Origin of the sequence: Chryseobacterium flavum, from assembly GCF_003385595.1 — a bacterium.
GTDB classification, from domain to species: domain Bacteria; phylum Bacteroidota; class Bacteroidia; order Flavobacteriales; family Weeksellaceae; genus Chryseobacterium; species Chryseobacterium flavum.
The window spans coordinates 161,796-188,488 of record NZ_QNUE01000006.1; the positions used below are offsets into that span (position 1 = coordinate 161,796).

At 35.5% G+C, this 26,693-nt stretch carries 21 protein-coding genes and 1 tRNA gene; 13 read left to right on the forward strand and 9 right to left on the reverse strand.

What is annotated here, in order from left to right:
• The first annotated feature begins 10 nt into the window (after window positions 1-10).
• Window positions 11-1,045, forward strand: a complete 1,035-nt coding sequence (locus DRF59_RS09435) for an NAD(P)/FAD-dependent oxidoreductase (protein ID WP_115959041.1) — start codon at window positions 11-13, stop codon at window positions 1,043-1,045.
• 29 nt (window positions 1,046-1,074) lie between these two features.
• Window positions 1,075-1,335, forward strand: a complete 261-nt coding sequence (locus DRF59_RS09440; RefSeq protein WP_115959043.1) for a SemiSWEET transporter — start codon at window positions 1,075-1,077, stop codon at window positions 1,333-1,335.
• Window positions 1,336-1,406: 71 nt separating this feature from the next.
• Here DRF59_RS09440 and DRF59_RS09445 read toward each other — a convergent pair whose 3' ends face one another.
• From DRF59_RS09445 to DRF59_RS09455, 3 genes are all read right to left on the reverse strand, one after another.
• Window positions 1,407-1,838 carry an META domain-containing protein gene (locus tag DRF59_RS09445; protein ID WP_115959045.1) on the reverse strand — a complete coding sequence of 144 codons (432 nt, stop codon included), beginning with the start codon at window positions 1,836-1,838 and terminating at the stop codon, window positions 1,407-1,409.
• 34 nt (window positions 1,839-1,872) lie between these two features.
• Window positions 1,873-2,259, reverse strand: a complete 387-nt coding sequence (locus DRF59_RS09450; RefSeq protein ID WP_115959047.1) for a hypothetical protein — start codon at window positions 2,257-2,259, stop codon at window positions 1,873-1,875.
• Between the two features lie 406 nt (window positions 2,260-2,665).
• Entirely contained in the window at window positions 2,666-3,532 is an 867-nt protein-coding gene (locus tag DRF59_RS09455; protein ID WP_115959049.1) for a hypothetical protein, read from the reverse strand.
• 392 nt (window positions 3,533-3,924) lie between these two features.
• Between DRF59_RS09455 and DRF59_RS09460 the strand changes: the two genes are divergently transcribed.
• From DRF59_RS09460 to DRF59_RS09475, 4 genes are all read left to right on the forward strand, one after another.
• The gene (locus tag DRF59_RS09460; RefSeq protein ID WP_115959050.1) at window positions 3,925-4,311 is read left to right on the forward strand and encodes a hypothetical protein; all 387 of its coding nucleotides are present in this window, start codon (window positions 3,925-3,927) and stop codon (window positions 4,309-4,311) included.
• A 148-nt stretch (window positions 4,312-4,459) separates the two neighbouring features.
• Window positions 4,460-5,542, forward strand: coding sequence for an efflux RND transporter periplasmic adaptor subunit (locus tag DRF59_RS09465; protein ID WP_115959284.1), 1,083 nt, complete (start codon window positions 4,460-4,462; stop codon window positions 5,540-5,542).
• Window positions 5,543-5,563: 21 nt separating this feature from the next.
• Window positions 5,564-8,755 carry an efflux RND transporter permease subunit gene (locus DRF59_RS09470; RefSeq protein WP_115959052.1) on the forward strand — a complete coding sequence of 1,064 codons (3,192 nt, stop codon included), beginning with the start codon at window positions 5,564-5,566 and terminating at the stop codon, window positions 8,753-8,755.
• Entirely contained in the window at window positions 8,727-10,181 is a 1,455-nt protein-coding gene (locus tag DRF59_RS09475; RefSeq protein ID WP_115959054.1) for a TolC family protein, read from the forward strand. The genes DRF59_RS09470 and DRF59_RS09475 overlap by 29 nt, the downstream gene beginning before the upstream one ends.
• A 460-nt stretch (window positions 10,182-10,641) precedes the next feature.
• On the opposite strand, the gene DRF59_RS09480 is transcribed toward DRF59_RS09475, so the two are convergent.
• Window positions 10,642-12,396: a response regulator transcription factor gene (locus DRF59_RS09480; RefSeq protein ID WP_157967447.1), complete on the reverse strand. Its 1,755-nt coding sequence runs from the start codon at window positions 12,394-12,396 to the stop codon at window positions 10,642-10,644.
• A gap of 264 nt (window positions 12,397-12,660) precedes the next feature.
• Here DRF59_RS09480 and DRF59_RS09485 point away from each other — a divergent pair, with 264 nt between their 5' ends.
• From DRF59_RS09485 to DRF59_RS09495, 3 genes are all read left to right on the forward strand, one after another.
• Window positions 12,661-12,921 (forward strand): hypothetical protein, encoded by a 261-nt coding sequence (locus DRF59_RS09485; RefSeq protein ID WP_115959058.1) that lies wholly within the window; start codon window positions 12,661-12,663, stop codon window positions 12,919-12,921.
• Window positions 12,922-13,146: 225 nt separating this feature from the next.
• Complete coding sequence (locus DRF59_RS09490) at window positions 13,147-14,682, forward strand: M20/M25/M40 family metallo-hydrolase (RefSeq protein ID WP_115959060.1); 1,536 nt, start codon at window positions 13,147-13,149, stop codon at window positions 14,680-14,682.
• A gap of 119 nt (window positions 14,683-14,801) precedes the next feature.
• Complete coding sequence (locus DRF59_RS09495) at window positions 14,802-15,497, forward strand: hypothetical protein (protein WP_115959062.1); 696 nt, start codon at window positions 14,802-14,804, stop codon at window positions 15,495-15,497.
• A gap of 93 nt (window positions 15,498-15,590) precedes the next feature.
• Here DRF59_RS09495 and DRF59_RS09500 read toward each other — a convergent pair whose 3' ends face one another.
• The 3 genes from DRF59_RS09500 to DRF59_RS09510 all read right to left on the reverse strand — a co-directional run bounded on the left by DRF59_RS09500 (window position 15,591) and on the right by DRF59_RS09510 (window position 17,951).
• Window positions 15,591-16,394 (reverse strand): DUF2490 domain-containing protein, encoded by an 804-nt coding sequence (locus DRF59_RS09500; RefSeq protein WP_115959064.1) that lies wholly within the window; start codon window positions 16,392-16,394, stop codon window positions 15,591-15,593.
• Window positions 16,395-16,792: 398 nt separating this feature from the next.
• Window positions 16,793-16,879, reverse strand: a tRNA-Ser gene (locus DRF59_RS09505).
• A gap of 55 nt (window positions 16,880-16,934) precedes the next feature.
• On the reverse strand, window positions 16,935-17,951 hold the full coding sequence (locus tag DRF59_RS09510; protein ID WP_115959066.1) for an asparaginase: 1,017 nt from the start codon (window positions 17,949-17,951) through the stop codon (window positions 16,935-16,937).
• Window positions 17,952-18,031: 80 nt separating this feature from the next.
• On the opposite strand from DRF59_RS09510, the gene DRF59_RS09515 reads away from it, so the two are divergent.
• From DRF59_RS09515 to DRF59_RS09525, 3 genes are read left to right on the forward strand one after another with little or no spacing between them, the layout of a single operon-like run.
• Window positions 18,032-18,709: a TrmH family RNA methyltransferase gene (locus DRF59_RS09515; protein ID WP_115959286.1), complete on the forward strand. Its 678-nt coding sequence runs from the start codon at window positions 18,032-18,034 to the stop codon at window positions 18,707-18,709.
• Between the two features lie 38 nt (window positions 18,710-18,747).
• Window positions 18,748-19,137, forward strand: coding sequence for a hypothetical protein (locus tag DRF59_RS09520; protein ID WP_115959068.1), 390 nt, complete (start codon window positions 18,748-18,750; stop codon window positions 19,135-19,137).
• The gene (locus DRF59_RS09525; RefSeq protein ID WP_115959070.1) at window positions 19,137-19,991 is read left to right on the forward strand and encodes a hypothetical protein; all 855 of its coding nucleotides are present in this window, start codon (window positions 19,137-19,139) and stop codon (window positions 19,989-19,991) included. Before DRF59_RS09520 ends, DRF59_RS09525 begins: the two co-directional genes overlap by 1 nt.
• Here the strand turns inward: DRF59_RS09525 and DRF59_RS09530 are convergent.
• Together DRF59_RS09530 and tsaD are read right to left on the reverse strand one after the other, a co-directional pair.
• Entirely contained in the window at window positions 19,988-20,683 is a 696-nt protein-coding gene (locus DRF59_RS09530; RefSeq protein ID WP_115959072.1) for an RsmE family RNA methyltransferase, read from the reverse strand. The two genes, DRF59_RS09525 and DRF59_RS09530, sit on opposite strands and share 4 nt — an antisense overlap.
• A gap of 119 nt (window positions 20,684-20,802) precedes the next feature.
• Complete coding sequence (gene tsaD, locus DRF59_RS09535) at window positions 20,803-21,819, reverse strand: tRNA (adenosine(37)-N6)-threonylcarbamoyltransferase complex transferase subunit TsaD (RefSeq protein WP_115959074.1); 1,017 nt, start codon at window positions 21,817-21,819, stop codon at window positions 20,803-20,805.
• A gap of 4 nt (window positions 21,820-21,823) precedes the next feature.
• On the opposite strand from tsaD, the gene DRF59_RS09540 reads away from it, so the two are divergent.
• Window positions 21,824-26,614 (forward strand): translocation/assembly module TamB domain-containing protein, encoded by a 4,791-nt coding sequence (locus DRF59_RS09540; RefSeq protein WP_115959075.1) that lies wholly within the window; start codon window positions 21,824-21,826, stop codon window positions 26,612-26,614.
• Window positions 26,615-26,693: the final 79 nt, after the last annotated feature.

Here is a 26,693-nt window from a genome sequence, read left to right on the forward strand (position 1 = left end):
TTTTTTTATTATGAAAAAAGAAGTAGATTATATTATTGTGGGAGATGGATATGCAGGACTTTTCTTTGCTCACCAGTTAATTAAAAATAATAAGTCCTTTGTTATATTTTCGGAAGGCAGGAAAAGTGCTTCCCAGGTTTCAGCGGGAATTATAAATCCTGTGGTACTTAAAAAGTTTACAACGTTCTGGAAAGCCCAGGAACAAATTGATCTGCTTAAGAAGACTCTCGGGGAAATAGAATCATATACCGGCGGAAACTATCTTATCGATAAAGCTATTCACAGGATTTTTCATGATGAAAATGAACAGAAACTATGGTTGAAAAAATCGGATAATGGAGAACTGACAGAGTTTCTTAATAAAAAATTTGAGCTTTTAAATACCGTAAAAAATGAGTTTCTCTGTGGAAAGGTAAATCAGTCTGCAAGATTAGATGTTAATGGTTTTTTTGCGGGTTTATTTAGTTTTTTTGAAAAAAAAGGCTTTTTGCTGAAAGAAAAATTTGAGTATGATAAACTTTATCCATCTACATCATCCTATAAAGACTTCATATTTAAACATGTAATTTTTTGTGAGGGGATAGGGGTTAAAGAAAACCCTTATTTTTCGGGGATAGCTGTAAATCCTAATAAAGGGCATCACATAAAAGTACGACTTTCTCAAACTGTTCCTGATGTAACCATTAAAAAGAAGCATTTTCTGTTTCCTTTAGGTAATGGACTTCATTTTTATGGAGGAACCTATGATAGAGAACAGCTTCACCATCATATAGATGAAACTGCGGTAGAACAGCTGGTTAGTGGATTATCCGAATTTTATCCTTATGACTTTGAAGTGGAAGAAGTACATTTTGGATTTCGTCCCACAGTGAAAGACAGAAGGCCAATTATTGGCAGGCATGATGAATATAATAATTTGTATGTTTTTAATGGATTGGGGGCGAGAGGAATACTGAACGGCTGCTATTTTTCAAAAAGCCTCTATCAGTTCATAGAAGAAGATATTCCACTTCATGACGAGGTTTCTTTAAACAGATTTAAGTAACTTTAAACATTGTGGCATAATATAAAACTATGAATGAAAACGTATTGGGTATCATTGCCGGAGTTCTGACTTCAATTTCCATGATTCCTCAACTTGTAAAGGTAATCAGGGAAAAGAATGTGGAAGATATTTCTCTTCTAATGCTTCTGGTGCTTATCTGTGGGCTTTCTCTCTGGGTATGGTATGGCTTTATGAAAGATGAACTGCCTATAATTTTATCAAACTCTTTTGCAGTTGGAGTTAACTTATGTCTTTTATTTTGTTACAGCATATATAACAAGAAAAAATAAGCAGAAAATAAAAAGACGTTTTGCATATACAAAACGTCTTTTTATTTATTGTCTTTATTGTCGATTTTTAATTACTGAAGAACAAATTTAGCTAAAGGAGCCATTCTTGCTTTGTTCAGCGTTAAAGTGTTTCCGTTAACAGAATAATTGTCTGCGGAGAGTAATGCTTTTGTAAACTGGTTTTCAATATCCAGATCTTCACAAGCCATCATCGTAGACATTCCCTGATTGAATTTTATTCTCATTACATCAGGTTTTATTTCAAATGTACCTCCCAGACCGTTACAACCTGCGTGTCCCTCATATCTCATTCCATTCATGTCAAGTTTAAAATGAGGATTATTTTTAGGATTTTTTAATTGAATAGGTTGGCCGTTGAGCTCAACAAGTTTCCATGTTTTCCCGGTGATGTCTTCAGATTTTTGTGCAGAAGCAGGAGCTTTACAAGCAACAAGAAATGCAACCAGGAAAAGGGCTGATAGATAATAATACAAATTTTTCATAATTTAATTTTAAATGTACGTTTAATACTTTTAGCTAATATGATGCCATTTTTGCAGGACCTGCGTCTTTCTTGTTCTTTTTCAGATGGAAGAGAACCATATCTACATTTTTTTTCAAAAAAGTGATGTTACCTTTGATCTCAGAGTATTGATACTCTTCATTTGAGGCGGTGTACTCCGGCAGGGCATCACTTTTTTTAAGATCATAGGTTTTGCCGTTCAGATGTACGGTTGCAGTATTTTTAGTATGGTTAATAATTACTTCTATTTTCTCTCCGTAGCTGTCAACATATATATTTTTGGTAATATTATCTTTATTTTCCGGAAGAGCACTGGCTATAGTTTCAGCCTCTTTGCCGGGATGTTTACACGCTGTTGGGATAAGAATGATTAAAAGAATCAGTGCTAATAATTTTTTCATAGGAATAAGTGATTTTAAAGTGTTTCATAAATATGGTGTTAATGCTATATAAATATACGGTTTTTTTTAATAAAAATATGTTACTTTATGTGAAATTAACAGTGTATTTAAATTAAAGGGGCGTGAATATCCATTAACATTTCATTTCTGAAACAAAATATTCGTAATAAATGTTGAAATCTAAGGATTGAGCTTAAATATGGATAAATTATTTAACGTTTATTTCACAGGAGATAAAGTAAGATTTTTTCATTGAACATTTGTTTTTTAAATTTTTTGCAAAATTAATTCAAAAAACAGAGAATACAATATTTATTACAAATAATTAATATGATAAAATTTAGCTTTCGTTCAGAAGATTACAGGATTTATTCATGATAAATAAAGGTCAGGCATCTATTGTAATTTATGGGGCTTTAACCTGATCAATGGTGAAAAATGCTTTAGTAGTATTACATATGCCCCCGGGGCATGTGGTGGCGTTTCCTGCACTGGATGGAGTAGAAGATCCCATCATAAAATACATTTTATAAAAAACTTTATCATTCCCATCGGTTGTAGTCCATGAATAAAACCTTTGTTCAGGTACTCCACTGGCATAAACTCCGGGGTCTCCCCAATATGGATTTGTGGAAGCTGTTTGTATTCTCGCACCTGTAGTAGCATCAATTAGCGAAGATGAAGTAGTAGCATTATCACCGGCCCATGCATCGGCAGGAAGCCTGAGCTGATTTTGCTGATAGCCTCCTGCTCCTGACCATAAATAGTGGCCATTGGAAATAATATCTGTTGTTGAAATATTGTTATTTCGGATTTGTAAATTAACATCAGCAAATAAGCTTCCTGTAGGAATAAAACATCGTACAGAGAATCTTCCGTCAGGTGTTGTGATAGTAATAGCGTACCCGGCCCTCCCATTATCAGCAGTTGCAACCAGGGGACCCATCACTGCTTTTGTTTCTACAGTTGCATTACCACCACTATTGTCTGAAGTAGAGTCCAACTTTTGCCATTGTATTCCATCCCAGAAATAATAGCCGGCTTTCAATGGAACTGTTGACATATTGTAAACCAATAATCCTGTGGCATTCGGGCTTGTACCCAACTGCATATTTGCAGAGGTAAGGGTTACTCTTGGCGGAAGAATACCTTTATTGCCTGAATTGACCTCCAGCATGGCAGAAGGATCGGGATTAGGTACTCCTATCCCTACTTGAGCATTAGAAATTACAGATACAAATACTAATACTGCTAAAAATAAATTGTTTTTCATTATTAATATATTTTATAGTTATTGTAATTGTTAACATTAATACCTTAATTTATGATGATATTGGTCTTGATTTAAAAATCTCTGTTTATTTGATTGAGGATGTTAAAGATGTAGTTTTTTTGAAATAAATTGTGGTATAATTTAAATTATATGCCTTTGTGTTGTTGCATTTTTATAAATATACAATTATTTTAATGATTTATACAATTTTGTTTTGCTTTTTTAATGATTGACTTTGGATAATTTTGATTTACTCTTAAACATATGGTTATAACCAATATATATAGTAACAGAATCTTATTTTTTAGAATTAAGTTAATATAAAGGAGCGTTAAATTTTGTTAATCCGTTATGATTGTATCATAATCTAAATGTACATTTGCGACTTCAAAATGAGAAACTTTATAGTATATTTTTTAACAGGTCTTTTTCTGCTGTTTGTGGTGGAAAGCAGACTTAATGTTAAAACCCTGCGAAATGATTATTCAGGGCAGGTTTCTCATCATATGCCGAAAAGAGTTAACCGTCTGAATCAAACATACGAAAAATTATCTGTTCAGCAAATGGCTGATAATATGGATAATTCAAGTTTAGAACTTGCGGAAAATGATTTTCAGCTGTCTGATGTACTTCAGGCTATTGTCATTTTTGCCAGTGTTTTCAGTCTGGTCTATATTTTTGGATTAAAAAGCCATAAACAATTTAAACCGAATATTCACGGTTTTATTTTAGGGATTACTACCAAGAAATTCCTTCTTATCCGTTCCATTAGAATTTAAAATTTCACATTCTGTTTATTTTTCTGTCTGAGCTCAGACGGAAAAGACCCTTATGCCGTGATTACCGGTAATGATCACACTATATACGCTCTAATTACCATTTATTTCTATTCAAACATTAACGATTTATATAAACTCTAGAATTATGATTAAAAGAGTTGCCTCGGGAATTACATTAAGTGTCCTGTTATTAGCTGTTGGCTGTAATAAGAAAAAAGAGGAAAAAGAAGAACCCGCAGTATACCCGGTAACAGCTCCGGTAGTAATGGATACTGTGATTAATAAAGAATATGTAGCTCAGATTCAGTCAGTAAAAAATATTGAAATACGGGCACAGGAAAAAGGATTTCTCGAAAAAATATTTGTTGACGAAGGTCAGTACGTGCATGCAGGGCAGACTTTATTCCGCATTATGCCTAAATTATATCAGGCAGAGCTTTTAAAGGCTAAAGCTGAAGTAGAACAGGCGTCAATAGAATTGAGAAATGCCACAACATTAGCTGGTAACAATATTGTATCTAAAAATGAGAGAGCGATGGCGAAGGCTAAGCTGGATGCTGCCAATGCTGAAATGAAACTGGCTCAGATTCATCTTTCATTCACTGATATTAAGGCTCCGTTTTCAGGGGTAATTAACAGAATTCCTTTAAAACTCGGAAGTTTGGTGGATGAAGGTGATCTTCTTACTTCGCTTTCTGATAATACCAGTATATATACTTACTTCAATGTGTCGGAACCTGAATATCTAAGTTATCAGACTCATGTTGCAGACAGAGGTAGTGATCAGGTTTCCTTAATCACTGCGAATGGGGAAACTTATTCTCAAAAAGGGCAGATTCAAACTATTGAAGGTGAATTTGACAATGAAACTGGAAATATTGCTTTCCGTGCAAAATTTCCAAATCCTGATAAGCTTTTGAGAAATGGAGAAACCGGGAAAGTTCAGATGATTATGCCAATTCATAATGCACTGATCATTCCTCAGAAAGCTACTTATGAGATCCAGGATCAGAAATATGTATTTGTTATTGATAAAAACGGAGTAGCAAGATCTAAAAATATCCGGATTTCCTATGAACTTCCAGACTTGTATGTAGTTGCTTCAGGTCTTTCAAAAGGAGATCAGATCCTGCTGGAAGGAGTTCAGAAAGTAAAAGACGATCAGAAAATAAAAACAAAGTTCCAGGATCCTAAAAAGGTTCTTCAATCATTGAAATTAAAAGCAGAGTAATACACTCTAAAATGAAGAAGTATGTTTAAAAAATTCATTCGCAGACCTGTTCTGTCTATTGTAATCTCATTGATTATTGTGTTTTTAGGGATTTTGTCCCTGGTTAAACTTCCGGTGACACAGTTTCCATCGATTTCCCCTCCTAAAGTAAATATTACAGCAGAATATCCCGGCGCAAACAACGAGCTGCTGATCAAATCTGTAGTTATTCCATTAGAAAGAGGTTTAAATGGGGTTCCGGGTATGAAATATATGACTTCAGATGCCGGAAACGACGGAGAAGCTTCCATTCAGATTGTCTTTGATCTTGGTACCGATCCTAACGTTGCAGCAGTTAATGTACAAAACCGGGTGTCTTCAGTTGTCAATAAATTACCACCTCTGGTTGTACGTGAAGGGGTTAAAATTACACGTGAAGAACCTAATATGCTTATGTACATTAACCTGTACAGTGATGATCCTAAAGCAGATCAGAAGTTTCTTTTTAACTACGCGGATATCAATGTTATGTCTGAATTGAGAAGGGTAAGTGGGGTTGGCTTTGCAGATATCCTGGGAACCCGTGAGTATGCTATGCGTATCTGGCTGAAACCGGATAGACTGACTGCTTATAATATTTCAGCTGATGAAGTAATGGAGGCGCTGAATGAGCAGAGTTTAGAAGCTTCTCCGGGAAAAACAGGTGAGAGCTCAGGAAAGCGTTCTCAATCTTTCGAATACGTTTTAAAATATCCGGGCCGCTTTAATAATGAAAAGGATTATGGAAATATTATTTTGAAGGCAAAACCGGATGGTGAATCTGTACGGTTGAAAGATGTTGCTGATATTGAATTCGGGAGTTCAATGTATGACATATATTCTACGTTGAACGGCAAACCTTCTGCTGCGATTACCGTAAAACAGTCCTATGGATCAAATGCAAGCGACGTGATTAAAAACGTAAAGACATTAATGAAAGATCTTGAAAAAAATAACTTTCCAAAAGGAATGCACTACGATATCAGTTATGATGTATCCAGATTCCTGGATGCTTCTATGGAGAAAGTGATCCATACTCTTTTTGAAGCTTTTGTGCTGGTGGCAATTGTGGTATTTCTTTTTCTGGGTGACTGGCGTTCTACATTAATTCCCGCATTGGCCGTCCCGGTTTCATTGGTTGGTACTTTTGCTGTAATGTCAGCATTTGGGATTACTTTGAATATGATCTCGCTCTTTGCTCTGGTGATGGCCATTGGGGTGGTGGTGGATGATGCCATTGTAGTAATTGAGGCTGTTCATGCCAAAATGGAGGAGAAACACCTCTCACCTTTAAAAGCAACGGAAGAAGCGATGCATGAGATCAGCGGGGCAATTATTGCCATTACATTGGTTATGGCATCAGTATTTATTCCCATTGCATTCATGTCCGGTCCGGTTGGAGTATTTTATCGTCAATTTTCTATTACAATGGCTTCCTCAATCATTTTATCCGGGGTAGTAGCTCTTACTCTGACTCCGGCTTTATGTGCGTTGATTCTCAGGAATAATCATGGAAAAGCAAAAAAGAAAACCCCGGTTACAGTTTTTCTGGATAAGTTTAATAATCTGTTTACAAAAGGTGCTGGAAAGTATGAGAAGTTATTGAATAAGACAGTAACAAAAAAAGCCATTACATTGCCATTGTTATTAGCCTTTTGTGCATGTACTTATTTTCTGAGCAATTCTCTTCCTTCCGGATTTATTCCGGCAGAAGATCAGGGAATGATTTATGCAATTATTCAAACCCCTCCGGGATCTACATTGGAAAGAACCAATCAGATTGCAAGAGAACTTTTGAAAGAATCTGAAGATATTGACGGGGTACAGTCAGTTTCTTCTTTAGCAGGATATGAAATACTTACTGAAGGGACAGGGTCTAATTCCGGAACCTGCCTGATCAATCTGAAAAGCTGGGAAGAGCGGAAAGAGTCTGCAGCTGAGATTATTGAAAAACTGGAAGAAAAGGCGAAAAATATTCCAGGGGCTAATATTGAATTTTTCCAGCCTCCGTCCGTTCCGGGATACGGTGCCGCAGGAGGCTTTGAGCTTCGTTTGCTGGACAAGGCAGGAAGCGGAGATTATCATAAAATGGAGCAGGTAAGCAATGATTTTGTAAAAGAGCTGAAAAAACGGCCGGAACTGGGATCTGCATTTACATTTTATTCTGCCAGTTTTCCACAATATATGCTTAGAATAGATAATGATCTTGCAGAACAGAAAGGAGTGACGATTGAAAAAGCGATGGATAATTTATCAACACTTATCGGATCTAATTATGAAACGAGCTTTATCCGGTTTGACAGACCTTACAAGGTAATCGTTCAGGCTGGCCCTCAATATCGGGCTTTACCAACAGATTTGCTTAAACTGTACGTTAAAAATGATAAAGATCAGATGGTGCCTTATTCAGACTTTATGAGACTTGAAAAAGTATATGGATTGTCTGAGATTACAAGACATAATATGTATAATTCTGCAGAGGTAAGCGGAACTCCTGCTCCGGGATATAGCAGTGGTCAGGCCATTAAAGCCATTCAGGAAGTTGCGGATAAGACTCTTCCAAGAGGATTTGGTATTGACTGGGCAGGAATTTCCAAAGATGAAGTAAGCCGTGGAAATGAAGCCGTATTTATTTTTCTGGTCTGCCTGGGGTTTGTTTACCTGATTCTTTCTGCACAATATGAAAGCTTTATTCTTCCGCTTCCGGTGATACTTTCCCTTCCTGTAGGTATTTTTGGAGCATTTTTATGTTTAAAACTCCTGGGACTGGAGAACAATATTTACGCACAGGTAGCAATGGTTATGCTTATCGGGCTTTTAGGTAAAAATGCAGTACTGATTGTGGAATTTGCTGTGCAGAAAAAAGCGGAAGAAGGAATTCCTGTGATGAAGGCTGCTATTGAAGGAGCTGCTATCCGTTTCCGCCCGATCCTGATGACATCTTTTGCATTTATTGCAGGGCTGATCCCTCTGGTAATAGCAACAGGGCCTGGTGCTATCGGAAACAGAACAATTGGTACAGCCGCTGCAGGAGGAATGTTAATCGGAACTGTTTTCGGGCTGATGATCATTCCGGGGTTGTATTATATTTTCGGTACAATTGCTGAAAAATCAAGATTAGCAAGATACGAAGAAGAAAATCCTTTAACAGAACAAACTGAACCTTATGAACATGATGGTAAATATGAAGATTAAAAATATAATTATAACTATAACTTTATGTCTTGTTCTGGCAGGTTGTAAAGCTCCCATGGCAACAGTCATAAAAGATGAGGTAAAAGAAAATATACCTCAGAATTTTAATCAGGAACAGGAAAATACCGATAATAATAGTGGTACAACTCCATGGAGACAGTTTTTTACCGACCCTAACCTTGTAAGTCTTATTGAAACTGCTTTAAAAAATAATCAGGAGCTGTTAATTACACTTCAGGAAATAGAAATCGCAAAAAGTGGTGTTCTGGCAAAAAAAGGCAAACTTAGTCCGTCCGTTTCTGCGGGAGTAGGGGCAGGTTTAAAAAAAGCCGGCCGGTATACCAGTGAAGGAGCTGGTGATGCAACTACAGAAATAGAACCCGGTAAAGAAATGCCTGATCCGCTAGGGAATTTCGAAGGGGGATTAACGGCAAACTGGGAGATTGATATCTGGAAAAAACTCAGAACGGAAAAGGAATCAGCAGTGGCTCATTACCTTTCTACAGTTGAAGGGAAAAATTTTGTACTGTCTAATCTTATTGAAGAAGTTGCAAACAATTATTATGAATTATTAGCTCTTGATAATCAGTTAGATATTATTCGGCAATATATTAAGTTGCAGGAAAGGGCTTTAGAGATCTCTAAAATTCAGAAGGAAGCTGCAGCTGCAACAGAGCTGGCAGTGAAAAAATTTGAGGCGGAACTGGCCAAATCAAAAGCTTCAGAATATACAATACGCCAGCAGATTACCGAAAAGGAGAACGAAATTAATGCTCTACTTGGAAGATATCCACAGCCAATTGTGAGAACTAAAGAAAGCTTTATGTCAACAATTCCACAGACTGTTTATACCGGAATTCCTTCGCAATTATTATCGAATCGTCCCGATATCAAACGGGCAGAGCTGGAACTAAAAGCTTCTAAACTTGATGTAGAAGCAGCAAGGAAAGAATTTTATCCTTCCTTGGAAATTTCTGCAACCTTAGGGCTGGAAGCGTTTAAACCATCCTACTTAGTTAAAATGCCGGAATCCATAGCCTATAATATAGCAGGTGAACTGGCTGGTCCACTGATCAATAAGAGTGCTATTAAAGCCAATTTTCAAACGGCTGATGCCAGACAGATCCAGGCCTTGTATGAATATGACAAAACTATTTTAAATGCCTATCTGGATGTTGCAAATATGATGTCAAAGATCAAAAATATAGATCAGTATTATCAGTTAAAGTCTCAGGAGACAAAAGCACTGGATCAGTCAATTGATATTGCTAACCAGTTATTCCGTAATTCCAGAGCAGACTATCTTGAGGTACTTCTGAACCAAAGGGATGCTTTGGATGCTAAAATGGAACTGATTGAAGCCAAACAAAAACAACTGAGTACTGTAGTGGATATCTATAAAAGCTTAGGAGGTGGCTGGAAATAAAAAATCATAATTCAATCAATAAACAGTTAATGTTTGGACCGACTTTTTAAGTTGGTCCTTTTTATTTAAAAAACATATTTTTTCTGATTGATTATTGCCAAACCAGTCTGTTTCTTTTGTCGAAAATCATAAATGTTCAGCCAGATTTCTTTCGGAAAAACCATTTCCTACCATAAAAGTAGGGTTATAATACTAGATTATACATCTGGTATGATGGTTGGGATAATTAATAGGTCTTTATTTTTTATGGTGTTGTAAATCAGGGTTTAAAAGAATCTTATTTTTGTTTTTTTTAAGTTTTTAAGCCTTCTTTTTTAAGTTTTTAAGCTTCTGGGAGCTGGTGGTTTGTGTAATGTTTGAACAGAATGAGTAATTTAGCATCAGAAACAAAACAGAACCACTTAAAAAAACTTGACTGTTTGTTTTATAAAAAAGATCACAGTTCATATTAACAAACATATTAATCATTTTTTAATTCATTATCCACGGCGATTATATCGCTCTCCAATTCTTTGTTGGAGTTAAGCTTTTTCAAGAAAAATGAGGGGGAAACTCCAAATTTTTCTTGAAATTTTTTTGAAAAGCTTTGTGAATTGCTGAATCCTGCTTTACTTGCAATTTCCTGGATAGAATATTTTCTGCTTTTTACACTGCCTCTCCAAAGATTCATAACGTAGTTTAATCTTAAATCATTTAGATAGGTTTTAAAATTTTGCTTTTTATAATGATTGATGATCTTTGAAAGATAAGCTGTATTGGTTCCACATTGTAAGGAAAGACTTTCCAGGCTTACCTTTTTCTTTAAAAATCCTCTGTTTTTTTCAAATGTTTCCAGCTCTTTAAGAATACTTTCTACAAGTTTTGGGTTAATATCAATATCATTATCATCTATATCAAGATCATAGGCCTCTGAATCTTCAGTGTCTTCAGTATCTGTTATTGTGTGAATGTGGCTAGGGTCTGTAGCCTCCTCAATGCTGGCTATATTCTCTTCAGGTTCTGCAGAAAGTTCTTCATCAAGGTCAGTAGCATTGCTTTTAATACTGATAAACTCTTTATATAACTTCTGATATTTATTCCTTTTTTCAATTTCTTTATAAACGAAGAAAATCAGAAATATAATCAGAATGACTCCAATAGCAATACTTACATTATATATTATTTTATCTTTCTTTATCTTGTTTTCTAATAATGCTTTGGTTTCAATCAGCTTTTTATTGTCAAACTCTTTGTGCATGGTTGAGAACAGCAGTTTATAGTCTTTCTCATACTTAGCATCAATTGATAAGAGTTTCTTTACATATTCCAGCTCCTTATCTCTATCTCCTGTTTTTTCATAATATTTGATCAGCATTTCAAATGCAGATCTGAATTTTGGATCAATCTTTCCTGTCTTATCATACACATCATCAATCTGTTGTAAAAAAGAATAAGCTTGCTTGGTTTCGCCTAACTCCCAATAGCTGAACGCCAGGTACAGTTTATCTGTTAAATGTTGAAATTTGTCTGTATATAGCTTATCTGCAGAAGTGATTTTTCTGATGGATTCTCTGTAATTTTTATTATAGTACTCATTAACACCTTCTGTTGCCAGAAAATATGGATAATATTCTGATAAATTATTTTTTCTGATAAAGTCCATTCCTTCTTTTACCAGAGCACTATTATCATCTCTTTTCAGGTACCAGTTCGTTTCGATCAGAGCAAGCTGTCCATAGGTATAATACAGATAGGCTTCCTCATTTTCTATTGATTTAAGCTCTTTTAGTGCTGGCTTCAGTAAGTTGTAGGCACCATCGTAATCTCCCATGTATAATTTAACCCTTGCCAGAAATATAATTGATTTGTTGATAGCCAGCTGGTTGTTGGTCTTTAAGAGCATACTATATGCATTGATATAATTATCCAAAGCAGCAGGATAATTTTCCATACTTTCACCATTCATTCCCAACCACATATAAGCTTCACCTATGAGCTTATCATCATTTAATTTTTTGGCCGTAATTAAAAGACTGTCTAAATAATTTTTCTGTTTTTTCTCACCCATCAGAGCAGCATCTTCATAGGCATAGTAAAGCTTTTTAAGATTTTTTGTTTTCTTGTAATTATTAATATTAAGTGAAATCTGCTTCCATTTCTCATCATCGCTTAAGGAGGCTTTTGGTTTTTCGGTTTTTTGCTGTCCGTTTACTGAAAAGCAAAAAAAACTTAACATTAAGCACAATTGAAAAAAGGGTAGAAAATATTTTTTTTTCATTTCAGAGAATTACAAAAACCACAAAAAAATCTATAACAAAAATAGTGATTAATATTTTAAAAATGAAAAAACATAAACTATTGATATATAAATATTTAATTTGAATTGGTTGTTTTTTTTTTATGTTTTAACGTATTTTTTTTAAGAAATGAATGTTATTGATTATTTAATTTGTAGCTTCGGCCCGTTGCAATACGTATATTTATTGTAAGAAAAACTGTTATGACAAAAAAGACTTTTTTATTAAGCATTTTATGCGGATCTGCTATTGCATTTTTATTTGTTTCGTGCAGGCAGGATGATGACCTGGAAATGTCCGGGCAAACGGCAAGACCAGAATCTGTGACTAATTTTCAGAAATTAGAAAAACAGGAAGACAGGATGGTAAGTGATACTATACAACTTAATCGGGAAGAGCTATTGGAGACAACCCATGAAGGAGGGCCAAAGTCACCGCCAATTCCTCCAATAAAAGCTCAATAAATTTCTTGAACTAATAACCAATATTATCTTTATTCCTGCCTTTTCAGTTAAAGGTGGCTGTTTTTTTTATTTCTATACTTGGATTATAATAAATTGTTCATTCATAATAGTTTTATTCTTCACAATAAAAGGTTTGATTTATTTAACTGTCAAATTATCAATCGCTTAGGTTTTTAATAAAAGAGTTTTTATATTTATAGAACCAACTCTATAAATAAATATACTATGAAAAAAGGGCTCCTGACTATTTTAGGTATTCTTATTATACTGAGTGCAATACTGCTTATTAGAACCTACACCTATCCGTTCCCAAAACAGACTCCTGATGAGTCCGGAACAGGGTGGAAGGTAATAAGAAATGATTCTGCGGTACAGAGACTTTCTGGTGGAATAAAAATCGCTACTGTTTCTACGGGGAGCTTAGGCACATTTAACTATGTCCCGTTTGATCAGTTTAAAGAGTATCTGAGAAAGTCATATCCATTAGTATATCAGAATACAGAAAATTCAGAGGTTAACAAATATGGCCTAATATTCAGATTTAAAGGGACTGATCCGGATCTTTTACCAATTTTGTTTCTTTCGCATATAGATGTTGTTCCTCCGGGAGATGCTGATGTGAAAAATAAAGAAGAAAATGTTTTTCATCCGGATGATAAACCATTGCCTGCTGTATCCCAGGTGGCAGATGATTGGGATTACTCTCCCTTTTCTGGAGCGGTTGCTAATGGAAGAATTTATGGAAGAGGAGCAATAGATATGAAAGGAATGCTTTTCTCACTGATGGAAGCTATTAATAATTTAATTAAAAATCAGCAGATACCCCGGCGTGATATCTACCTTGCTTTTGGACATGATGAAGAAGTAGGCGGGCAAAAAGGAGCTCTTCAGATTGCCGAATATTTTAAAAAAAAAGGATTGAGTTTTGATGCCGTATATGATGAAGGTGGATTAATTATGCAAAAAGGAAGTGTAGCAGGAATTGACTCAGATGTTGCAGTGATAGGCTGTGCTGAAAAAGGTTTTCTTTCTGCCAGAATAAAAGTTAAGGGGCTGGGAGGACATTCTTCTATGCCGCCTATGGAAAGTGCTATAGGGAAGGCGGCTATTATTATGCAGCGACTTGAAGATCATCAGATGAAGCCTGAAATTACCCCTTTAATTAAAAATTTTTTTGATAATATCGGTGGAGCGATGCCATTTACGAGCAGGCTGGCTATTGCAAATCAATGGCTTTTAAAACCATTATTACTGTCACAGCTTACAAAAAATCATACGACCAATGCATTGGTGCGAACTACTACAGCATTAACAATGATGAAAGGCAGTGATGGTACGAATGTTCTTGCTCCTGAAGTTGAATTTGTAGTTAATTTCAGAATCCTGCCTGGAAATACAGTCAAAGATGTTAAAAACCATATAGCAAAAGCCACTGAAGGGTTTGATGTCGAGATTGAAGAAATTGATAATACAAGGGAAGCTTCTGCGGTATCTCCTACAAATACCAGGTCTTTCAGACTGATACAGGCTGGCGTTAAAGAAATTTATCCGGAAGCTGTTGTTACACCGTATCTTACGATGGCGGGTACTGATGCTGCCAAGTATGAAATCGTTAGTAAGAATGTTTATCGGTTCATGCCTGTTAAAATTAATAATGCTGAAAAACAAAGTATTCACAGTACCAATGAATATCTAAGTATAGAAAACTATATGAAGATGATACATTACTTTGAATATTTAATGAAGAACTATGATCGCTGAATGACAGAATAATTATTCTGTTTTTACTTATAGATTTTTTTCTTTTTTAAAAAAAATAATATTACGTCAAGTTTTGACGTATTACCATAATAGCTTTGCTTCATCAAAATTACAAAGCTATGGAATTGCCATTTTACTTAAATTTTAAAGACTTTGAAAGTAACTATTATGAAAACCTTGAAAAATGGTTTGAACAATATCATACTACCAGCGAAATAGATTATCTGAGAGCTCTTGCAGATCTGTATTCTCCTTATCTGTATTATAATTTTACCGAAGACAGGATACAGGCTGATGCTTCCATAGAGGTAAAGGATTGTTTTTTTCCTTATCATGAAAAGATCGGGATTTCTTTTTGTACAGGATGCGAGCATGGAATATCATCTAAAAAAGGGCTGAACCAGGTATTTGAATTTAAAAATATTTCAATGATGGAATATGCGCAACATATTCTGGATAAAATTAATAAGCACTGTTCAAAAAATGTTCATGCTTTGGACGGAAACAAGAGCATTCTGGATTATATTAACAATCATGATATTATTACATCCGTGGAGGGGGTTGGTTACTGTATCAGTTATAATCGCCATCAAAAGGTATTGCCTTTTTTAAAAGCCTACCTTCCATACTTCGGACAAACTGTAAATATGGCTTTATACAGGGATTTTATTTTTTCCATAGTTGAAATTGCTGAATTTATTGATCAAAAACTAAAAACAGTCAAAGCATTTGAATATTCTATCTATTTTCAATCCAGGGCAGAAGCGAAATTTAAAGTTCAGATGAGCCGTCAGTTCCTGACTTTATGTAACTAGAAATTACACCAAACATTCATACTAATTATATTGCAGAAACTCAAGGGTTTCCAAAAAATCCCGATCAGAAATGATTGGGATTTTTATGATGTTTCAATTTTTTTTATCAGGAATATTCCAGATGATATCTGCAGCCAGATAATGAACACCTCCCTGATGGATACTTTTGCTATCTCTGATAAGATCATTCATATAGCCTACATCTACAGTAAAAGGAGAATGTGGAATTGTAAATATATAATAGGTGGCAATACGCATTTCCCTGTAACCAAATGAATTCCAGTGAGAACCTGATTCGTTTAAATGGCTTATTGAAAATAATGCTTCTGTACTCAGTGTTAACTTTTGATTGTTTTTTGCAGAGATATTATAGATTAGCTGGCTTTTAAAACGCGTCCTCAATTGAAAGTCTTCTTCTGTATTCCTGAAATCAGGACTGAAGAATTTTCTGAACTCTTGCCGGGCAGTGTTTTTCAGTTTCCATCTTTTCCCCAGATTAAATGTATAGCAGTATCTCCCATAAACTCTGAATTCCTGTTCGACACCTTCTTTTTTATAAGGACTATTACTTTCATATTTTGGCTGACGCCGATAACTGATTGCATAACTGTACTGATGATGAGGGGTAAAGGAATGGTAGACTTCATGATTTAATACAAAAATTGCCTGTTGGGAAAGTGGATTATTATTAGCTGGGCTGCTTTTTCGGCCTGTTGCAATATAGCTTAAAGCCTGTGTTTTTCCTGTAGGATCAAGTTGATATTTAATTCCAAAGGCAGTCCAGAATGCTGCATTGGTATCTCCTAATCCGGGAGGGCTTATTTGCGCTTTGAGGGTATTGGTTATAATGCCAATCGTAAATAACCCTATGAATAATTTCTTTATACTAAACCTCATGGATAACAACTTCAATATTAATTTAAATGAATCAGAATATGGTTACTGATTAAACAAAGATGTGTTGAATTAAAAAATCATTATACATCTTATTATGAGTTTCTAAAACATGGCAAAATAGAATAAAGATTTAGGAAGAAGTTAGGAATTGTAATGGCTGATATTAATAAATTTTCCTGCAAAGGAATGTGGATAACTTGTGGATAATATATAGAAAAGTCAACAACTCATGATTTGTTGACACTCTTAAATAAATTCCTGCTTTTTATAAATGGGCTTTTGTCAGATAAGAAAAGCATAAGAAAATTATCATTAAGGGTACAAAAAAATATAACTGCTTAATAATAATGAAGTTATAAAATAAAAAGTCCTAAGCATAAAGCTTAAGACTTGTAATGCAGAAAGGAAGGGATTCGAACCCTCGATACAGTTACCCGTATACTACCTTTCCAGGGTAGCTCCTTCAACCACTCGGACACCTTTCTTTTTGAGATTGCAAAAATAAGGTATTTTCTGGAATATCCAAATTATTATTGCAATTTAATCTGTAATTTCTCCGCAAAGGCTCTTGGTAAAGTTATCTGCAAAACTTCCGGAATACTTAGGATTGCCTATCAGGTGCATTGCTTTGGTAATGGCTGTCTCAGCCGTCATATCTCTGCCGCTTATTGCACCTATTCTGGAGAATATATTACTGTTTTCATATTTTCCAAACGAGATTCCTCCTGATATGCATTGGCTTACTACTACAATTTCAGTACCGTTATTTCTGATTTCCTGAAGAGTTTCCTGTGTTTTTTCGCTACTGAATATAGTTCCTGAACCAAAAACCTGTAAAATAAGTACTTTCATTTTTGGAATCTCCCTGAAATGGCTCAAGTGCATCCCTGGGAATATTCTCCAGAATAAAATATCTTCAGAAATATGGTCGTCAACATGAAATTCCACCTGTGGATCACAACGGAACAGATTGTCTTTTATAATATTTAAATGCACTCCTGACTGCCCAAGGATAGGATAATTGGGGCTGGCATAGGCGTCAAAGTATTCTGCCGAATATTTCAGTGTTCTGTTCCCTCTTAATAATTTATATTCAAAATAAATTGCTACTTCCTGTATAACAGCTTCATCATTCTCATATAGGCTGGCATAATATAGGCTTGTCAAAAGATTTTCTTTAGCATCTGTCCGGAGATCACCAATTGGTAGCTGTGAACCGGTCATGATCACGGGTTTTCTTAATCCTTTTAACATAAAACTTAATGCTGAAGCGGTATAAGACATTGTGTCAGTACCGTGTAAGATCAGAAAGCCGTCATATTCATTATAATTTTTGAAAATATAGTTTGCTATTATTTTCCATTCTTCAGGTCCCATATCTGAAGAATCCAGCGGTTTTGCAAACGGGTGTACAAAAACCTCACATTCCATGAGTTTCATCTCAGGCATCTTTTCAAATATGTTTCCAAAATCAAAGGCACGGAGACTTCCGGTTTCATAATCTTTTTCCATACCAATTGTTCCTCCGGTATAGATTAACAGGACTTTTCGCTTCATGTAATATTTTAATTAAGAATTTAGGGGGTAATTATGATTCATCCCCAAAATTACGTTAATTTTGCAAAGATTTAAGAATGATGGAAAATTTAGCACAAACTTTCGAATATCTAAAACAATTCTTAACCGAGGAAAGGCTTGCAAAAATTGAACACTTTTCCCGGGAAAGTTCTGATTTTGTTCTTCCTGTAATGGATGATGTATACCAGTTCAGAAATGCCGCAGCCATTATAAGATCAGTAGAAGCCTGCGGTTTTCACAAAGTCGTTGCCATGGAAGAAGAAAATGTTTTCAATCCTAATCTAACGGTAACCAAAGGAGCTGAAACATGGGTGGAGGTGGAAAAGATGCCAAAGAATATAGCTTCCTTACAGAAGATTAAGGAAAGAGGGTACAAAATTCTGGCAGTTTCGCTCGAAAAAGATGCTGTAATGCTTCCTGAGTACGAAGTAACAGAACCAATTGCCCTTGTTTTCGGTACAGAACTGGAGGGAGTTTCTGAAGAAGTTATCGATTTTGCAGATGCAACCCTTGCCATTCCCATGTACGGGTTTACAAAAAGTTATAATGTTTCAGTTGCCGCCGGAATCTGTATGTACGAACTGAAACAAAAATTAATCAGATCAGATATTGATTATAAACTGGATGAGCATAAACTGTTGGAAATGAAAATCCGTTGGGCAGTAAATTCTATCCGGAGTGGTAAGGAAATTCTGGCTAAATATCAAAAAGACCATCAAGTATCCCAGGCCAGATGATAAAATATACCAGATACTTATTCTTTTTTTCCTTAATCATGTCTTTAACAAGTCTTGCCATAAAAGAAAAAGGCTATAATGAAATATACCCTTTTGCAAGCTGGAAATTATTCACTGTTCCCAGTGGAGGAGAGTCTTTGGGAGAAAGATATAAGCTGTATGGTATCAAACAGGGGGATACCATAAGAATTGTAAACATCAGCAGACAAGGCTATGATGCAAATGATGAAGAGCTCATCGTTAATACTTACGGAAACATGATTGAGTCTCATAAAAACCGAGATATCTATATAAAAAAACTCATGATCTTCGCTAAAGATATAAGACCTGAATTTCAGGAATATCTGCTGTATAAAGAAATTTACAAGCCACAGCAAATAGGAAGCAAAAGAATGGATATCAAGAAAAAAAATATTACTAAACTTTAATGAAATATCCTCAGCTTACTGTATTTAATTATAAGATCGTTTACTATGCTTTAAGAATATTCAGTTTATATTGGCTGGCTGTTCAGTATTTAAAGTTTATTGAGCTGGAGAACAGGTCCAGAGAAATATATGAACCGGTTTTTTGGTTTGAAAAAGTTTTATTTCCTGAATTTCCGGGGATATTCCTGGTGACCGGACTTATTATTACCGGTGTAGTATGTATTATAGCTTCTATTCTTAAACCCTCTTATTGGCTGAATATTTTAATATTTTTATTAATAGCTGTTATCAACCTTCCGTTATCAGCAAATTTTGGGGTTCATCACGATAATCATGTGATGATACTGACATATTTTTTAAGTATTTTTCTACTTCCCGAAAAATTAGAAGATAAAGATTATAGATCTGTTCAGTATTTTTACCTGGGAATTTTAATGACCTATTCATTAGCTGGAATGGGAAAGTTTCTGGGAACAGCCAAGAATATTATTAAACATACTGATAAACTTACCTGGCTGGATAAAAATGCAGCAAAGCTGAATACTTATGATAATTATTGGACAGCAGATGCGGCAATACCCGAATGGATGTCGGAAATTTATTCTTACGAGAATTTTTGGGTGGTCCTAACGGTCATTGGAATTGCCCTTCAGTTTTTTTGTTTTTTGGGAGCTTTTAACAGAAGGCTGCTTACTTTTTTCATGGTATTTCTTTATATATTCCATACATATACCGCAAAATTTGTCCTTGCGGATTTTGAAAATACCAATTATCTTTTGATTGTTGTTTTTTTTCCGTACCACTTTTTGCTTCCCTTTTTCAAAAGAAACGAAGCCGGTGCCGTGAACCGTTAAATCATCTTATTGTAGTTCCATGCAGCTACAAAAACTCCTGCAGTCTCTGTCCTTAACCTTTGGCTGCCCAAAGAAACTGCTTTTATTTTGTTATCGGATAAGTATCCGATTTCTTTTTCGGAAAAGTCACCTTCCGGCCCGATAAGGAAAATGTATTTGTCTGATGATGGGATTGTGTTAAGCTGAACTCTTTCCAGGTTTTCATGACAATGAGCAACAAAAGTATGTTCGGGATCAGTATTTTTCAGGAAGTCACTTAATTTTGCAACATCATGAATGACCGGAAAATGAAATCTTAAACTTTGTTTGGATGCCGCTATGCTCTGCTTTCTTATTTTATCAATATTGATATTCTTACGTTCTGTTTTTTCCGTGATGATAATACTGATTTCCGATACTCCCATTTCCACAGCCTTTTCCACAAAAAATTCTATTCTGTCAATATTTTTTGTCGGAGCAATTGCTATATGCAGTTTAGGAGCAAATTCCGGGAGATTATTTTTAATTTCGGTAACATCTATTCCCGCTTTTTTACCCTCTATCATCAGTTTTCCGGAGGCAAGATTCCCTTTTCCGTCTGTTACGTGAATTTCTTCCCCTTCCTTCATACGGAGGACTTTTATAATATGCTGTTGTTCATCATCATTGATCGTGACCAGATTGTTTTCTATATTTCCGTAGAATAATTTCATAGCTTAATTGTTGCTGGAATCAAGAGGCAGTAGATACAAAATACTGCCAGTTATTTTTAAAGTTTATTTATTGAATGTAAAATGGCAGATGAGATTTTTCAAAGCTGATCATTCTTTTCTTACAGATCATACTTTGCTGTTGCCGTAGTCCTCAGATCAGTAAATTCTCCTCTTTCAAATTTCAATTTAGCTACCATAGCAATCATTGCAGCATTATCGGTAGTATATTCAAATTTTGGGATATAAATATTCCAGCCTAATTTTTCTTTATTATCCTCCATAGCTTTTCTTAGAGCAGAATTGGCAGAAACACCTCCCGCAATAGCTACTTCTTTGATGTTGAGGTCTTTGGCGGCTTTTTCAAGTTTGTTCATTAAAATTTCAATAATGGCTTTTTGTACAGAAGCACATAAGTCATTAAGGTTCTCTTTAATAAATTCAGGATTTTTTCTAATTTCCTTCTGGATGAAATACAAAACGGATGTTTTGATGCCGCTGAAGGAATAGTCATAGTTTTCTAGTTTAGGCTTATTGAATTTAAAAGCATCCGGATTTCCTTCTCTGGCAAGTTTGTCAATAATAGGACCGGCGGGATAATCAAGATCGAAAATTTTGCCGATCTTATCAAAAGCTTCACCTGCTGCATCGTCGGTTGTTTTTCCAATAATTTCCATGTCAAAATAGTCTTTTACCAGCACGATCATGGTGTGTCCACCGCTTACAGTAAGACATAAAAAAGGAAAGGTTGGCGGCACAGGATTTGCATCTTCAATAAAATGGGCTAAAATGTGGGCTTGGAGATGATTAACTTCAATTAAAGGGACATTTAGGCTCATTGCCAAAGACTTAGCAAATGATGTTCCTACAAGAAGTGATCCCAAAAGTCCGGGGCCGCGTGTAAATCCTATAGCTGAAATTGCATTTTGTTGTATATTTGCTTTAGTAAAAGATTTTTCAACAACGGGGATAATATTTTGCTGATGAGCTCGTGAAGCCAATTCAGGAACTACACCACCATATTCTTTATGGATGGCCTGATTTGCAGCGATGTTTGAAAGAATAGAATTCCCCTTGATGATAGCTGCTGAGGTGTCGTCGCAAGACGATTCAATACCTAAAATTATAGAGTCGCTCATAATAATGGCAAAGTTAGAGAATAATAACGAGAATGAGAATAAAAAATCAGTAGCTGAAAACCTAGGGGATCAGGTACAGAAAACTGTTGAAAATGTAGAGGAAAAAGTGCGTGAAACAGTGAAGGAGGCTTCTGAGCTTGCTTCGGATGCTATTCATCATCCTGTAGAAACGGCAGAAGAATTTGGAAAACAGGCTGTGAAAGATGTAACCAGTTACTCCTGGTGGGCAAAACTTCTTTTAATTCTTTTTTGGCTTGGAATTATTCTGATAGGAGGAGTACTCATTGCCATTAATCTTCCGGTAACAAAGCAATGGGCTGCAGATCAGGCTCTTCAGATTGTCAACAAAGATTTTAAGGCTGAAATGTCCACAGAAAGTGTGGATGTAAACTATTTTGGGGATGTAACCATAAAAGGTCTGAAGGTTAAAGATTATAAAGGCCTTGAGTTTATAAAAGCCCGTGAGTTCCGCGCTGACTCAGACTGGATGTCACTTGCCGTTAATGCAATATCAGGTAAAAGTAATTCTCTGAGTTTTAATTCTCTAACCTTGGTGAATGCTGATATAAAAGTGATTACCTATAAAGGGGACAGTATTTCTAATTTTATCAGGTTTACCGAACTTTTCGACAGTGGAAAAAAAAGAGATCCCAAAAAACCTCCTTTCGAGCTGAATTCCAGAGTTCAGATTCTGGATTCTAAAGTTTCTATTGTCAACCTGAATTCTCCTGGTGAGCCTGGAAAATGGTTAACTGCAACAAACTTTAATTTAAAAGCACCTAATGTAAAAGTTAACGGTCCTAATATATCTGCACTGATCAATAATATGTCATTTGTTACCTCAAGATGGGGTAAATCTCATTTTGTAGATACATTTTCAACGGAACTTTCTCTGACCAAACAATTTTTATCATTAAAAGATCTTACTCTCAATACAGATCATACTTTACTTCAGGGAGATATTAAGTTTAATCTTCATGATGGTTCCTGGGCAGATTTTGCAGATAAGGTTCGCTGGGATATGAATATTAAACAGGGTAGCCAGGTAAGTGGTTATGACATCAGTTATTTTGTAACCAGCTGGGACAATATTAAGCCTTTCAATATTGCAGGAAAAATGACAGGCCCGTTAAATAAGTTTTACCTTGAAAATTTTCTGATCAGAAATCCGGATGTTAATATTGCAACAAAGACCATGAAAGTAGATAACTTACTGAATGGACATTTTTTGATTGAAACTAAAAATCTTTCTACCGACTTTACCTATAAGGATTTAAAAGCAATGATGCCATCATTTATTTCTAAAAAAATGAAGAATTTTGCTGATGATTTCGGTAAATTGAAATATAATGGAACAGCAAAGGTGACCCCGGATCTGGTATTTGTTGAAAATGGGAATTTATTAACCGGTATCGGGCAGGCTAAAATATCAAAGCTTTCACTGACGGGTTACAGTACTTCTATGCCTAAATATTCGGGGAATCTTGAGGTAAAAGATCTTAATACATCTGTAATAACCAAGAATAAAACCGTAGGATTAATTTCTGGTAAATTTGATCTTAATGGACAAAGTTTTGATGTTAATACGATGCGTCTTACAACAAAATCACAGGTTACAAGTATTGAAATTATGGATAAGGTGATCAGAAATCTGTATCTGGATGGATTACTTGACCATAAAAAATATAACGGGCTTATAACTGTAAATGATGAACAGGCAAAAGCTACCATTAAAGGACTTATTGATTTCAGCACAGCAAAAGTGGCGATGGATGTCAATGCTGATGTTGGATATCTTAATATGAATTATTTTACCAATAAGCCTGGGAATCAGATTGTAAGCGGTAAGGTTGATGGTAAAATGTCGATGTCATCAATTAATGACCTTACGTTAGATGTGAATGCCACGGATCTGCAATTTGCCACGGCTACCCAAAAATATGCTATTCCTGCAGCCAAATTAAAAACATTCATTGATGCCGGAGGTCGTGTTATTGATGTGGATGCTCCGGGAGCAGCTACCGGTAAAATTTCAGGAAGGTACAGTCTTGCAGATCTGGCCGGAATGGTAGAAAATGGAGTAGGCAGAATATTGGTTGGGCCACCACCAAGGAAATTGTACCGCGGACAGAATTTTGCACTCAATTTTGATGTACAGCAGGGACTTGTGAATTATTTTTTACCAGACCTTAAAATACCTAATGGTGCTAAAGTAGAAGGTGAGTATGATGGAAATTCAAATAATCTGATTCTGAATATTGATGCTGCATCTTTAAAATATATCATGTCCAAGGAAGAAGAGATTACAGATGCTGATAAAGCTTTGGCAGCAGCCAATCCTGACTATAAAATCAATGACAGGAAGAGCGTCAGCAGGGATAGTGCCCTGGTAGATAGTGTTCAGGTGAGAATTAATACAGGAGATCTTAACCGGCAGCTGTATGCAAAAGTAAGCCGTTTACTCTATAATAAAAATATAATTAAAGACTTCGAGCTTAAAGGGAATAATGAAAACAATAATACCTTACATTTATCTACTGTATTTAAACATGGAAGCCCGGAAGATGAAGTTGAAGACAGGCTGAAGGAATATGCGATCAATGTGGATCAGACAACAGACGCTGCAGGTGATTATGTTTTCAGGTTTGAACCTACAGAAGTTAAATTCAATGAGGTTACATGGGCAATAGATACCAGTCCGGAATTAAATCATTCTATTACCTACAGGAAGAAAACCGGAGATTTTGATGTCAGAAACCTGAGGATTTATTCAGATAAAAGTGCATTATTTATTAAAGAGGCACAATTTAAATCGGCTAAAGACTTTTATGTAGATGCTGATATTGATGATTTTGCAATAGAAAAACTTCTTGAGATGCAATCCGGTGGAAATGGGATGGATATTAAAGGGCTTGCCAACGGAAGTGTGAAAATCAGAATGGATAAAAGTACCCTGCAGCCATTGGTAGATCTTACGATTGATGATATCAAAATGAATGGTAACGATATGGGAGATATTACCATTTCTGCGACAAACGGATTTTCATTGAATGTATATGATATTGATGTAAAAGTAAATTCAGCGGGAGTGCTTGGTAATAATAGCCTGAATCTGACAGGTACTGTTAATAATAATACAGCTACACCCGTTATTGATCTTACTGCGGAAATGCGTGATTTTGACCTTTCATTTACACAGCAGTTTGTACAGACTGTTTTTGCCAACATGCGGGGAAAAGCAACCGGAGACCTTAAAATTAACGGCAAGCTTAATGATCTGGATTATAGTGGAGATATTGCATTAAAAGACTTTGGGTTAAAATTACTATTCACAGGAGTAGACTATTCATTTGATGATACTGTGATTCAGTTATCAAGAGGTCTTGCAATCCTCAACAATATCGAAGTACATGACGGAAGATCTAATTCCAAAGGGAATATATCGGGAGCGATTCAGTTTGAAACACTTTCTTCAATGGGGGTTAACCTGGTAATGAGAGCAGATAACTTATTGGTACTAAATACTACTCAGAAAGATTTTGATTTGTTCTGGGGAAGAGTATACGGACAAGGAGACCTTTACGTTGATGGTCCGGTTTCGGGACTAAGTATTACTACTCCTAATATGAAAGCACTGAACGGAAGTACTTTTACCTTTAATTCAGGATCAACTTCAAACGTTGAAGAGTTTAAAATGCTGAGATTCCTGAAGGAAGGAAAAGACGGACTTATTACCCTGGAAGAGAAAAAAAAATCCGGGGCAAATATGAATATTGACTTTAATCTGGCTGTAGATAAAGGAACAACGGTAAATGTCCTTATTGGTGATGATGTGGGAAATATTACGGTCAAAGGTATTGCTGATCCCCTGAAATTCCAGATGAACAGACAGGGGAACATTGCAATGAACGGGACATATAAAGTAGATAACGGAACATTTGTTTCCAAAGCTATTCTTAATAAAACATTCCAGATTGAAAAGAACAGCAGCATCAGATGGGATGGAGATGCAATGAAACCAGCATTGGATATTACTGCCAATTATGTAAGAATGGTTTCTAATGCCGGAGAATATCTGAGTATGGGAAAACTCCAGCCTATCAGTATTTTATTACAGGCTAATATTACAAGGTCTCTTGTTGATCCCAAAGTAGATCTTAATGTAACGGCGCTGGATGTTTCCAGCCAGGTAAGAGAAACTTTAGCTGCTAAAATGAGCCAGGAAGGAGAGAAGGTGCTCCAGTTTGGTTCCGTATTGCTTCTGAGTACATTTAATGTTTCCAATACAGGAGGTGTGGACGTGAATGTAGGAAATGTGGCGGAATCATCAGGATATAATATGCTCCTTAAACAATTGGGATCAGTTCTTAATACGATGAGTAACGAATTTCAGATTGACCTGAACTATGTAAAAGGGGATCAGAATGCTAATATCGGAGACCGGGCAAATGCCGGGGTGAGTGTGGCCCTTTCTCCAAGGGTCAATATTAAAACAGGTCTGGGAATTCCGTTAACAAAAACAGAAAGCACACAAAATAATTACCTTTCAGGAGAAGGATCTGTTGAGTATGATCTTTCTAAGAAAAATGACGGCAGCTTAATCCTCAGAGGATATTCAAAGCCTACTAATATAGGAATGGTCAGCACAAACGGTTCTGCAAATCAGGCCTATGGAATGGGAGTTATGTGGAGCAAAAGCTTTAATTCTTTATTTAAAAAGAAGAAAAAAGATAAAAAAGTTTCAGAAGAGAAAGCTGAAATAAAAACAGATTCTATAAAATCGACTAGTAAATAATTAGAATATTTTAATGATTTTTATCATCCGTGTTAATTATTGTTAATATTTGATATAATTTTTTTAGTTAAATTATTTT